At 59.3% G+C, this 12,722-nt stretch carries 8 protein-coding genes and 2 pseudogenes; 6 read left to right on the top strand and 4 right to left on the bottom strand.

The window, feature by feature from the left end; translation table 11 throughout:
* Nucleotides 1-199 precede the first annotated feature (199 nt).
* Together EN859_RS32440 and EN859_RS32435 are read left to right on the top strand one after the other, a co-directional pair.
* Nucleotides 200-577, top strand: a complete 378-nt coding sequence (locus EN859_RS32440) for a hypothetical protein (RefSeq protein WP_127856672.1) — start codon at nucleotides 200-202, stop codon at nucleotides 575-577.
* A gap of 90 nt (nucleotides 578-667) precedes the next feature.
* Complete coding sequence (locus EN859_RS32435; RefSeq protein ID WP_281015654.1) at nucleotides 668-1,069, top strand: transposase; 402 nt, start codon at nucleotides 668-670, stop codon at nucleotides 1,067-1,069.
* Between the two features lie 73 nt (nucleotides 1,070-1,142).
* Here the strand turns inward: EN859_RS32435 and EN859_RS32430 are convergent, their stop codons facing one another.
* Entirely contained in the window at nucleotides 1,143-1,469 is a 327-nt protein-coding gene (locus EN859_RS32430; RefSeq protein ID WP_126038116.1) for a hypothetical protein, read from the bottom strand.
* Nucleotides 1,470-1,645: 176 nt separating this feature from the next.
* Here EN859_RS32430 and EN859_RS39855 point away from each other — a divergent pair.
* From EN859_RS39855 to EN859_RS32415, 3 genes and pseudogenes are all read left to right on the top strand, one after another.
* A pseudogene (locus EN859_RS39855) lies at nucleotides 1,646-2,441 on the top strand (IS110 family transposase); the annotation flags it as partial.
* Between the two features lie 1,839 nt (nucleotides 2,442-4,280).
* Complete coding sequence (locus EN859_RS32420) at nucleotides 4,281-4,829, top strand: GNAT family N-acetyltransferase (RefSeq protein ID WP_126038112.1); 549 nt, start codon at nucleotides 4,281-4,283, stop codon at nucleotides 4,827-4,829.
* Between the two features lie 212 nt (nucleotides 4,830-5,041).
* Nucleotides 5,042-7,423 carry a penicillin acylase family protein gene (locus EN859_RS32415; RefSeq protein WP_126038109.1) on the top strand — a complete coding sequence of 794 codons (2,382 nt, stop codon included), beginning with the start codon at nucleotides 5,042-5,044 and terminating at the stop codon, nucleotides 7,421-7,423.
* Nucleotides 7,424-7,959: 536 nt separating this feature from the next.
* Here EN859_RS32415 and EN859_RS32410 read toward each other — a convergent pair.
* Together EN859_RS32410 and EN859_RS32405 are read right to left on the bottom strand one after the other, a co-directional pair.
* Nucleotides 7,960-8,861, bottom strand: a pseudogene (locus EN859_RS32410) (IS110 family transposase); the annotation flags it as partial.
* 470 nt (nucleotides 8,862-9,331) lie between these two features.
* Entirely contained in the window at nucleotides 9,332-9,622 is a 291-nt protein-coding gene (locus EN859_RS32405; protein WP_245525819.1) for a hypothetical protein, read from the bottom strand.
* On the opposite strand from EN859_RS32405, the gene EN859_RS32400 reads away from it, so the two are divergent.
* Nucleotides 9,579-10,736 carry a hypothetical protein gene (locus tag EN859_RS32400; protein WP_189350321.1) on the top strand — a complete coding sequence of 386 codons (1,158 nt, stop codon included), beginning with the start codon at nucleotides 9,579-9,581 and terminating at the stop codon, nucleotides 10,734-10,736. The two genes, EN859_RS32405 and EN859_RS32400, sit on opposite strands and share 44 nt — an antisense overlap.
* Nucleotides 10,737-11,045: 309 nt before the next feature.
* On the opposite strand, the gene EN859_RS32390 is transcribed toward EN859_RS32400, so the two are convergent.
* Complete coding sequence (locus EN859_RS32390; RefSeq protein WP_126038100.1) at nucleotides 11,046-12,281, bottom strand: acetyl-CoA carboxylase biotin carboxylase subunit family protein; 1,236 nt, start codon at nucleotides 12,279-12,281, stop codon at nucleotides 11,046-11,048.
* Nucleotides 12,282-12,722: the final 441 nt, after the last annotated feature.

Below are 12,722 nucleotides of genomic sequence, written 5' to 3'. Positions count from 1 at the left end.
CGCTGCAATCCTTTCCTGATGCTTGTGGCTGTTCCTCACAGACCACGTTTATGATCAGCTCGAGCGCAGCACCTCAGCCAGGCGTCGTCACCAAAGATGAGGCTCCGAGCCGAATACCCCATCTGGAAATTGAGGGCGGGTGCATGACGATGGAATATCGGCATGGACGCGCACGCGCCAATCCCTTTCCGACCTGATTATGAAGCTTGCGACCCGCCTGATCCTGGAGGAAGCACTGGAGGGGGAAAGCCGGGATGCGGTCGGGCGGGACTATTACGAACCCGGCGCCGAGCCGGCCAGGGTTACCGCAACGGCCTGCGCAGCGGGCGCCTTAAGACGGCGGAAGGCTTCGTGGAATACTCGGCCCCCGCAGGTGACGGGCCGCGGTGTGCCGTCCGGCGAGTATGTGAAGGGACGCACGGAGGCGCTCGAGGACCGCGCGGTGGAACTGCTGGCACGCGGTCTTTCGGTGCGCGAATTGAGGACGCCTTCGGCGATGAACCGGGGCGGCTGCTCCTGTCGAAAACCGCGGTCAGCGAGACCGGCCGGCAGACTACCAGGAGTTCGCCACGCGTGATCTTGGCGAATATGAGATCGCCTATCTGTTCGTCGACGGCATCGCGTAACGGATCCGCTCCGGGCAGAAGCGCCAGCCGGTGCTGGCCGCCTGGGGTTTACGGCATCTGGCGCCAAAGTACTTCTGCATCTGATGGCGGGTTTCAAGGAGGACGCCGAGACGGTGAGCGCATTCTTCCAGGACATGCGCGGCTGCGGGCTCGGCGATCCGCTGCTCGTCGTGTGCGACGGGGCAGCCGGCATCATTAAGGCGATCGAGACCTGCTTTCCGCGCTCGGAGCGTCAGCGCTGCCTGGGGCACCGGATGCGCAATGTCGCCGCCAAGGTGCCGGCAGACCGCTGGCCCGAGTTCAAGGCCCGCGCCACCGCGGCTTATCAGGCTCCCTCGCGCGCCATTGCCCGCGATCTCGCCGCCGGTCTGGTGAACGACTACGAGGCCCGAGCGCGGCCGCCTGCTTCATGGACGACTTCGAAGCGGCAATCGCGCATCTGATTGCCGAGCACTCACCGCCGCCATCAGTACCACCAATCTTCTGGAACGTCTGTTCGTCGAGGAGCGGCGCAGGCTAAAGACCCTTCCCAATGCCCTCGGCGAGAAGCCCGTTCTCAAGCTTATGTTCAGCGCCATGATCCGAGCTACCGAGCGGTGGCGGGCAATCAGGATCACCGATTTCGAGCGCCGCCAGATGACCGCCGTCCGGCACGAACTCGATCAGGAATACGAGACCCGAAAAAAAGGGCCTCGACAAGAAAGCAGCGGCAAAGGAGCCCCGCCAGAATTTATCCAGCAGTTCCCGGACTTGACCAGCTGCGACGGCACGCCTGATCAGAAAGCTCGCTTTCGGCGAGACACCCTTCTGCAGTTCATTACACCCGCAGATCCGAGCATACATGGAATCCTGCGCAGGTTCATAGTGGCTCGCCCGGAAGATACGGGCACTTGGTCAAGGTGCGCTTGATCCCCGCGCAATTCGTGAAGATTCCATGAGGAGGAGACGCGCGCGCCTAACTCGGAAGAGTTGGGCCGCTCACTTCCTCGACGGAGACCTTTGCCATGCAGGCTGCCAGAATGACCACCGCACATACGCTTGCGACCGTTGGGTGCGGCGCGATTTCCGTTTCTCTGGAGCTCAGCCGCTCAACGTGGCTGGTGACATTGCGGCCCCCGTGGGATCCAAGCTGTCGACGCAACAGGTGCGGGGTGGGGATATGCCGGACTGCTGGAGCGCTTTTCGGATCTGCAACGCCATGTCCGCCGCCGGACCGGCCGGATTGTCCCATTGATCGTGATCCAGGAAGCCGGACTGGACGGGTTCTGGATTCACCGCGGCCTGATCGCGGAAGGGATCGAGAGCCACGTCGTTGACCCAGCTTCGATCGCGGTTTCGCGCAGGCATCGCCGCACCAAGACAGATCGGATCGACGGGGGAGGCGCTTGTTCGCACACTCATGGCGTGGAAAGGGGCGAACCGCGGGTCTGTTTGATGGTTTGCGTACCGACACCGGAAGAAGCGGATCGTCGGCGCCTTTGCCAGAACTGAAGACTCTGATCGGAGAGACTATCCGTCATGTAAACCGGTTGAAGGGTCTGTTCTTGTCGCAAGGGACGGCGGGTACGATCCTCTGAACAATGACCGCCGGGATCGCCTGAAGGCTCTGCGCATAGGAGACGGGCGGCCGCTTCCGACATCTCAAGACGCTGGCCCTGCGCGAGCTGGAAGTCATCGAGCTGCTTAACCGGCAGATCGAGGCCGTGAAGGCGGAGCGTGATGACTCTTGGAGGCTCCGGCCGCCAGCTCCGCACTGGAGCCGGTTCGGATGTTGCTCGAGCTCAACGGCGTTGGCCCCGGTTTTGCCGGCCCTTGTGATCCGAAGCCCTGTTCAGGAAATTCGCGAATGGAATTCTGGTGCAGCCGTTATTTCGGCGACCGCATGTGAGCTTAAGCGCGCAGGTCGACTGCGACACGCGTTTGCCAACGATGACCTGAAAATCCATACTTGATCCAATCCTCCTCATGTGAGCCTTATGTGGAGTCGAACAAAAACGACATCATCGACGCTGAGGCGATCGTGGAGGCTACGGACGCGGCCGGTTCATCACCGTGAAGGAAACTGATCAGGTCGATCTTGCGCTGCACCGGATCGCGACCAGATGATCGACTCGAGGACGCGGTTGATCAAACAGATGCGGGCTTTCTGCCTCGAATACGGCGGCCTTTGCGTCAAGGCGCGGGATTGTTCAAATTTGATCTGCGGACGCTTTGAATGACGAGGAGAACGATTTGTCGCCGACTGCTGGGCGATCTAAACACCGATCTCTCTCGCCTTGAAGAGCGTATCCGCCAAGTGACGAAGGAGAGATCGAAGCGATTACCGATCGAGAGGAGGTGGCACGCCGACTATGACAATCCTGGTATCGGCGCATTAGGTGCGACTGCTTCGCTCGCCGCTATCGGCAACGGGTAGCAGTTTCGCACAGCCCGCTGCGGCATGGCTGGGCTTGGTGCCCAGACAATACTCGACCGGAGGAAAACAGACGTTGCTGGCATCAGCAAGCGGGGAACTGCTATGTGAGAAAGCTCCTGGTACATGGAGCGCGATCCTGGTTTCGGCATCTGGACCGAACGCGCGATAGCTTTGTAAGCTGGCTCAACGGGCCTTTAGTGTCGCATGCATCCGCACAAAGCAGTCGTCGCACTTGCCGCCAAGATGCCACGCATTGTCTGAGTGGTTTAACCAAGCCGGGTGCACTCTACGAACGCAGAGATCCTGCTTTCGCTGATGCTTGCGGCTCGATTGCAAGGCTCGTGAATCGAGATAACGAAACAGTGGACCAGCATGCCGTACGCCCTGTGCAAAAAAGCGGGCTTCGTGCCCGAATTGGGAACGGCGTGCGCGGATCTCGTCAGTGGCCTGGCTGCAACAGGAGTCCAGTCGCGAGAGGCCGGACACATTTATGCAACTGAAATCGTCATTCGTGATGTCGCGACACCTTGCACGGACGGGGCAGACCATACATTTTTTGACAGAAGCTCCCAGTGCCGAGGCTTCTCATCTGGTCGGGGAGCAGCTTCTTGAGCTTTGCGTTCTCCTTCTAGGGCCTTCAGCCGCTTGGCATCAGAGACTTCCATCCCGCCTTCCCGTGCTGGCGGACCAGATCGCCCGCCTTCGCACCCGCCTCATGCTCGCGGAAAACCGCGATGATTCCGTGAAACGCTTTCCCTTCATCTGTCCGTCCTTCAATCGAGGCCCGACTCCAATCTCAGGTGAAGTAAATTACCCGTGGCAGGTCAAAGCAAGACACGTCGGATCACGGAAATGTCCAAACGTTCAGACTCAAAACAAATTTTTTAATGTTACGTTTGCCGAAAAGAAAATTAAGATACCCTTCGCTCAAATTAACATTCAGCCTTTTGTTGGTGTGATAGATTTTGGGCGATACCGGTCGAGGACGGCGCCATGGCCGCAACCCTGCAATCGATAGCTTTGTGCACCCGTGCACGAGGTGACAACATCCAGCGTAAATAGCTGCGGAGCTGAAACTATGGAACGCCTGCCGATAACTGCGGCCTCTCAACTTGCATGGCTGGCAACCAGATTGTCCGACCAGTTTTTTTGGTCCCGTCGGTGCATTTCCTGAAGGGCGCCAAGGAGGCGTTTGCGCTTTGCCGACATCCGTTTAGAAAGATGGATGAGTTTGACCGATGAGGCTGACGACTGAACGTCTCATATTGCGTCCCTGGGAGGACAAAGACCGGGGCCCAATGGCACGAATTTACAGTGACGCGCACGTCAGACGCTTCTTTCCCAAAGTGCTGACGGTCGAGGAAGCGAATGTCAAGATCGACGTTGCGATCGAGCGTGCCCGGACCAACGGGTTTCATTTTCAGGCCGCTGAGCTGAAGGGCAGCGGCGAGCTTATCGGTATGATCGGGCTCGGCGTCTTCTCAGAGGCGGTGCAGGCGGCAATTCCCAGCCATCGGAGCGTCGAAATCGGATGGGTGCTCGCAAAGGAACATTGGGGCAAAGGATTCGCGACCGAAGGTGCGCGGGCATGGCTCGAGTACGCCTGGTCAATCGGTCTGCCGGAGGTCGCGGCCTTCACAGCCAAGGAGAACGAGCCGAGCCAAAAGGTCATGCAGAAGATCGGCATGATTTATGATCCCGCGGGCGACTACGAGAACCCCGAGTTCGGCGCGGGCCACTGGTTGCGGCCTCAAGTGGTCTACCGGAAGCGGAATCCGACGTTGTAAGAGCGGCATCCCATCAATTGAAAGAAGCGGAGGATGAGATTGCGATGTCAGCCGAGCAACGCGTCCCTCCAGCTGCACGCGGGGGAGCGTCCACCTATCGCTTTCGGATTGAGCGGTCGACAAGCTCGGTCCGCAATCCCGAGCCATAGTATGTAGCGGCGTTAACTTTTTCACGGGCCACGCGGGCACGGCCCAGAGCAAATAGGTTCTTCATGCTATCGACACATGGACAAGCAACTCAGTCAATCAGAAGCATCGAGGTCAGCGGCCTCAATGAACCGGTCGAAATTGCTATCGATAGATGGGGGCTGGCCCACATTCGCGCGCATGGCTTGGAGGATCTCTTCTTCGCACAGGGTTACAACGCCGCGCGCGATCGCCTGTGGCAGATTGACCTTTGGCGCAAGCGAGGACTCGGACTATTAGCGGCGGATTTCGGTCCCGGATTCCTCGAGCAAGATCGCGCTTCCCGTCTTTTCATGTACCGCGGAGACATGGCAGCCGAGTGGGCGGCATATTCGCCTGACGCCAATGCGATTTGCCAAGCATTTGTCACCGGGATTAATGCCTACGTGGACCGCGTGAAGCGCGGCCAGGAAAGGCTTCCTCCCGAGTTCGGGAAGCTCGGCACTAGTCCGTCGCGCTGGAAAGCCGAAGACGTCGTACGCATCCGAAGCCACGGCATTATACGCAATGGGGTCTCTGAGATTGTGCGGGCGAATGTTCTGGCAAGGGCAGGAACGAGGGTGGATGCCCTACGCAGATATCTTGAACCTCAGGTTCAGCCCGCTACCGATCCCAACCTGGCATTGAGGGCCATTCCTCTTGCCGTCATCAATGCCTTCAATTTGGCGACCGCTTCCGTCACCTTCAGTCAGGAACGCCTCACTGCCCGCCTGGAGATGGCCGCTCTCTGGAATCGCGTCGATACGCTGGGAGAGGTCGTACAGGCAATCGAGTCGGAAGGTTCGAATAACTGGGCCGTCTCGCGCTTACGAAGCGCAACCGGCCGTCCCATTATGGCGATGGACCCGCACAGGCCACAAGCGGTACCGGCGCTCCGCTACATGGTGCACCTCTCGATGCCTGGCTTCGATGCGATTGGCGCGGGCGAGCCTGCCGTGCCCGGCATCTCTCTGGGGCATAATGGTCGCAGCGCTTTCTCGCTCACCATTTTCCCCGCCGACCAGGAGGATGTCTACGTCTACGAGACGAAACCTGGCGATTCGGTCGCCTACCGCTATGGCGACGGCTGGGCGACCATGACGGCAGTTGAGGAAGTGTTCGATGTGAAGGGTTGCGTGCCGCAGATCCTACCCTTGCGCTTCACTCGGCATGGTCCAGTCGTCTACGAGGATAGGGAAAGCCGGAAGGCTTTTGCCATTCGCACCCTTTGGAGCGAACCGGGGTCGGCTCCCTACCTTGCAAGCCTCTCCGCCGTGCGCGCCAAATCCTTCGACGAATACCGGAAGGCCCTGCGCAACTGGGGAACGCCTTCGACCAATCACCTCTATGCCGACGTAACCGGGACGATTGGTTGGCAGACGGCCGGCAAGATCCCGATCCGGCCCAACTGGAACGGACTTTTGCCTGTGCCGGGCGACGGACGCTACGAGTGGAGCGGCTATGTGGCGCCTGAAGATTTGCCGTCGGCCCGAAATCCCGAACGGGGCTTCCTTGCGACAGCCAACGAGATGAATCTGCCGTCGGGCTGGAAGGTGGACAATCCACCGATCGGATACGAATGGAGCGACCGAAGCCGGGCGCAACGCATTTGCCGCGTTTTGGATGGCCAGCCGAAACACACACTCGGCGACTCTTGTGCACTTCAGAATGATCTTTATTCGATCCCAGCGGAGCGCATGCAGGCGATCCTCCGCCATCTGCGGTTCGAAAACGAGGCAGCGGGCCGTGCGGCAGCCCATATGCTCGCTTGGGACTGTGTGACGGATCCAGAGTCGTCGCCAGCCGCACTTTTCGAGACCTGGATCACAAGTCACCTGAAACCGGCGCTTTATCAGGCTTTCACGAAAGGCGATAAGATCGACGCTCTACTGCAGCCCGGCGACATCCAATCCGTGCTCTCGTTTTCGGAAAGGCCCGAGGAATGGTTGGAGAGCAATGCCGACGCGGCGCGCCGGGACATTTTTCAGCATACGCTGGGGGCGGCATGGCGCGACTGCGAAACCCGCTTCGGAGGAGCCCCTAGACTTTGGCAATGGGGCAAGCTCCATAAGCTATCTCTTGAGCATGCGCTGAGCCGCGCTTTCCCCGAACTGTCGGCGTCCTTCGACCTAGAACCTATGGAGCTTGGCGGCAGCGGCTCAACACCGATGTGTGCTGTCTACCGGCCCGACGACTATCAGACCATCGCAGGCCCGTCCGTGCGAATGGTCATCGATGTAGGAAACTGGGACAACAGTCTTTTTATAAATTTTCCTGGGCAGTCGGGCGATCCGGAGTCGCCGAACTACAGCAACATGAAGGAAGATTGGCAAAACGGCAAATACAAGCCACTCCTCTATTCGACGGAAGCAATCGAGCAAGCGACAGCATTGCGGATCATGCTGAAACCGGTCCGACGCCCGCAGTGATGCGAGTGGGCAAAGCCAACCCGGTCTAAATCGCGCCGGCCGAGATGAAGTAAGAAGACGTCTGTGACTGAAATCGAAGACATGAAGCCTTGGAAGTGGCCCGATGATCGTTGGCGCAATCACGAACTAAACGACTTGCGCTATGGTGGAAAATCGATCGGCCCGCCTGTCTTGGGGGCAGTAGGGAAACAGGTGCGGAATGCCCGCATCATATCTGTGCTCCAAAAAATGCGACATCAAAGCTGCTGGCCCAGCCTAGCTGTTTGATCCCAGGCTCACATGACGATGCTGAGGTCAAGAGGTGTGTTAGGACGGCATCGTATTGCTCCCAATTGGTGGCGGAATCCAGAGCTGGGCCCGATTGCGTGACACGGCTCGGTCAATCGAGCCTAATCAAACTCACATACGGTCGCCGCTTCAGACGGCTGCACCAATATCCCTTGCGGCGGCAGGGGCCCAGAAGGCGAGACCCATCTTTGATACGGCATTCTAGCCAGCTGGGATCTCGGTTCGCCTCCTGGATCCGCCGAGGCTGATCAGGCCTCGAGGGATGAGTGTATCGGTGTGATCTCGTCAGACGCCTTCATGACAGCACCTTCGATGACGACGCCCGCGGTCACGTATTTCCACAGCGCCACGAGCAGCTTCCTTGCAAGGGCGACGATGGTTGTCTTTTTGAGGCGCCCTTGGTTGCGCATCACGCGTTCATGGAACCAGCGGGTAAGCGCTGAACTCGGTTGATTGCGCAGCCACAGCCAGGCCAACTCGATCATCGTCGTTCGCAGTCGGGGTTGCCGGCCTTCGAGACGCCTTGCTGGCGCTGGACCAATGCGCTCTGCCAAGGCGTTGGCGCGAGCCCGGCATAGGCGGCGACCTGCCGGCGATTATCGAAGTGCCGGAACAGACCTTCCGAGTAGAGGATGGCGGCACAGTCGGGGCCGATGCCCTTGAGATCGAGCAATGTCGCTGCTGGAGTTTCGGCGACTTCGATTGCCAGCAGAGCGTCGCGCTCGGCCTGCACCTCTTTGATTTGGGCTATCACCAGTTCGAGTCGGTCGAGCTCGCGACGGATTTGCCCCTTCAGATGTTCTGGCAGTGCGCGGCCGTCGCCGGTCCTCAATTCCTCAAGCCGATGTCGCCGGTCACGTCCCAGCGGCTCGTAGCCGGTGATGCCCTGAGCAAACAGCAGGCCCTTGATCCGGTTGACATGGCAGGTCCGCTGACCAACCAGAGCCTTGCGTTCACGGCCGATGCGCCGATGGTCCTCCTCCTTGACGCTCGGTACCCTAACCATCGCGCACACGCGCGGCTCGCCTCGTTTGTAGGCGAGCAGCTCACGCACCAACGCCTCACCATCGATCTTGTCGGTCTTGGCACGACGCCGCCGGCGCGGCGTGGCAATCGAGGCGGCGTCGACGACATGGCTTTCGATCCCTTCGGCCGCTTTGCCCGGCTTCAGGACAAGGCACAGGCGCGCACCGGCCGGGACTTTGCGCTTGTGGTCATTCAGGAGGCGGGTCTCGACGGCTTCTGGATCCATCGAATCCTGGGGGGCGGGAACGGACCTCGGTGGCCGATTTGCCGACCGGTCCGAGAGAGCCTAAATCGACGGTGCTCTTGCGTCGCCATGAGAGCTTTGTCACTGGCCGCGGGGCTAAACGAGACGCCCACCTTTCCGCCTCTTCGGCGCGCAAGCCTCGGCCTGAAAGTCAAGCGAATTGAGAAACTGCCCCCCCTGTTGCCTCACCCGAAGAATGTTACCTTACGATGTGGCGGGTTGAAGAAGCGGGGAGATCGCCATCTAGTCGCCATTGGTTATTTCAACGGCTGTCTCTTTACGCCAGGCTTTCACCGCTATTTGCACCGTCCGCAGGCTTTTGTTCGTGAACCGTCTTTGATCGACGTTCATCAGCCGCTGCAGCACCGTGCCCGAATCTGAGCCTCATAGGGCTCAAGCATGCTCGGTCTCTTCGGATAAGGCTTTGTCCGCCGATAAGGCCTTTTATGGGTGGGTCGCACCTCACCGCCCTGCCAAGCCGTCTTCAGATTTGCGGTAAAGCGCTGCAGATCGATGACGACCGGTTCCTGTGGCGTTGTTTGCACTCCACGACGATCGACCCGTCTTCCCAGATCTTCCTGTGCCGCACGGATGCCGGTGAACAGCATCACCGGGTCCGCCGTTGCGAGCATCGCACGCAACGCAACAGCTCCTTGTCGTCCTCCGCCACCTCTGGATGGCACGCTCGACCGGCGGCGCTGGCGGATGATAGCGCTTAATCACACGCGCGCCGATACGGGTCTTCTCTCGCAGCTTGAACGAGGGCTGGAAGAGATTGCCGTGCAGCCGCACTGCGTCATAGAGACGAACAAGCGCCGCCGTGGCTTCCGCACCCACGAACCTGCCATAGCCGACCAGGCGACGAACGATGGCACCGTTCTTCTGCTCGACCCATGCCTGATCATTCTTCCGATAAGCACGGGAACGCGTCACTTCCAATCCTTGACTTCTGCACCAGGAGACCACGAGTTCATTCATGAAGGCGCTGTCATTGTCAAAGTCCACGCCTTGAGCGGAAAGGGGAACAACGACCTGGCCCGCTTGATGGCAGCGATGACAAGACCACTTCCTCGCGTCCGCACCGGCACGCACTCGGTCCAGCCTGTGGCGATATCGGTCAAGACCATCGTTTGCACAAAGCTGCCGGACGAAGAGGTGCCGGAATGGGCAACGAAGTCGACCTCGACATATCCGGGCGGCGGATCATTCCAGTCGCCGAAGGTGCGCACCGGAACCGACGTACGCACCGCAGAACTCAGTCCGGCGCGACGGCGCTGCCCCCCGCGAGCTACAGCACGCACTTCCGAAAGCAGGCGATCCATCCGCTGCGCTGATCGTCAGCAGCTTGTCGCGAAGTTCGCCATCCAGATCGAGCCGGCCATGCCGCTCAAGAGCCGGCAGCAAAATGGGAATCAGCGGTTTCAGCCGTTTCGAGCAAAGGCGATCGGACGCCTTCCACAATGCCACCAGCGCCTCCAGAAACTTCGGCGCCATAAAGCACCGGATATTGTCGGGTGGGCGACGGACCGGCAGCCCGAGGTCGCAACACCCGGATCGCACGTTTGCGATGATAGCGACTGCGACGAACTCGTCCAAAATCCCTTGTTTGTCGGCCCGCAGCCCGATCGATATCGCTCGACAATCGCTTCAACCAATTCCAACCGTGTCGCCATGCTAACCCGCCCTGCCATCCAGCCTCCGAATCAGGATGACAACAACGGCTTCATCCCCTCGGGACGGCGACCCTATTGGTAACAATCAACGTGAGGCAATGCGGGGGGTCAGTTTCTCAATTCGCCCGACACCTGAAAGTATAGCCGAGAAGTCTAGTTGTGATTAGAATGGTTCCGCGTCGATCGTCATCCTTACAGTAGACGATCTTCGTCTTTCGGGATGTAGCGTCAGCCCGCAGTCTGCGAACCGCTTTTCAAGAGCGTCGCGCAGCACCACTGCCTGTTTTCGGTTCGGCAATGGCAGATGGCATCATCGGCATAACGCTCGAACGGGAGGTCCGGATGGTTCCGCTGCATCCACATGTCTGGCATTGCGCCGAACGGACTGTACCTAATTGCCAAGGGTCGGGAATGGTGTGATGGACCAACGAATTGAGTCGACAGCACGCTGGAGTATCGCCTCCGTCCGGGCGGGGCAGGCTGACGCGGCGATGACATGTCCGAGCTTGTCTAAGTAATCGCCTCTCCTAACGATCAGCGTCTTGGGTTCAACATACAATTTGACCTCGGCGACACCTGATATAGCAGCCGCCTGACTGTTTCCATCTATCCAGTCGAGGGTGCCATCGTCATCAGGGACTAACATACGCGCAGCCGCAGTCTGCGAACGCCTCCTGCTCAAATTGCATTCGTTGCCGATGACAAGCTTGATGTGCTCGGAGATGAGATCGACACCGTAAGCCAGCTGAACAAGCTGAGGATCGGGCGCGCCAGCAAGGCGCGGATTGACTTCAATGACGACTGGGCCAAGCTCCGTCCACCGGAATTCAATGTTCGTTGGCCCCCAGCCGAGGTCGAGAGCTCGCAAACAGTTCAGTGAAACAGCGGCGATACGTTTGTTCTCGTCCTCAGTCAGCACGGCCGGATAGTTCAATTGACGACAGACAAAATGCGGTGGTGGGCCGTATAAAGCGGCGCCTATCGCAATCACCACATTTCCCATTATCTGAGCGATATAGAGAGGCCCCTGGGCGAACTCTTCGACCAGTATCCTCGGCGAAGACCGCCATAGGTGCTCCCCGCCCAACAAATAGGTCATATGTTCGGTTACCTCGTCGACACTGCGGCACAAACGGACACCGCTGCTGCCGGCGCCCACGGCTGGCTTAAGGATAACCGGGAGGCCGATCTCCACGGCAGAGCTTTCTGCCTCCGTCGCATTGGTAGCCAAGCGAAATTCAGGTATTGGAACGCCGGCCTCCGCAAGGAGCTGACGTTGAACGGATTTGTCGCAGCATCGCTCAATTGATGCAGGGTTCGGTCCCGGCAGATCGAAGTGCTGACCGAGCTTACCAGCTGTCACGCAGGCCGACTCGTCGGCGCGCGAAAAGCCAGTAATACCAGCAATGTCGTAGTTGGCACGTAGCCGGGAACATTCACGGATCAGCGCATCGAGATCGTCTGTATCCACACGGATTGCCTCATTCTCTTCAGCTGCAAGATATTTGTACTGAGCTGGATTAGCCGACAGGGTAATTGGATACAGACCGAGACGCTGGGCCGCTTGAACGTATAGAAGACCCATACGCTGATGGCCTTCAACTAGGATGAGCGCTCTTCTTGCCATTGGCTGTTCCCCAAGGTTGCGTGGTGTGCGGCAGTCGGAGCGGAACGGCGCAGCTGTTTCAGCCGTGCCTGACCTCAGACGCTGTGGTGAACCTACCATTGTCAGCGATTTGCGGTTGTGAAGATAGTTTAAGGTTGTGTTAATGCCGAGCGACGCACTGAAGCCCGAGCAAGTGTTGTCGTCTGCACGACCAGTGAGGGTCGCCCATGTAAGGGGCAAGTGACGCCTGGGTGTGGTCGTTGCCTGCTAGTCATCTTTCATCATGAGCAGCATGGTTCGAGCGCGCTGCTGCCGATGGTCGGACTGACGTTGCTCCCAGTTTCTATCCAGTTTTGAGTTCGTTTCCGGCGTGGGTTGTGCCCTGCTGGGCGGGTGAAGCGACGGGCGCTGGCCCGGAGCCTTTGGCATAGCGCAGCGCGAGCGACCGTCGCGGATTGAAGG

It is taken from the genome of Mesorhizobium sp. M00.F.Ca.ET.216.01.1.1 (assembly GCF_004010325.2).
In the GTDB taxonomy this organism is placed as follows: domain Bacteria; phylum Pseudomonadota; class Alphaproteobacteria; order Rhizobiales; family Rhizobiaceae; genus Mesorhizobium.
The sequence above is the reverse complement of the archived record's forward strand: the minus strand, read 5'-3'. Positions and strand labels throughout refer to the sequence as shown.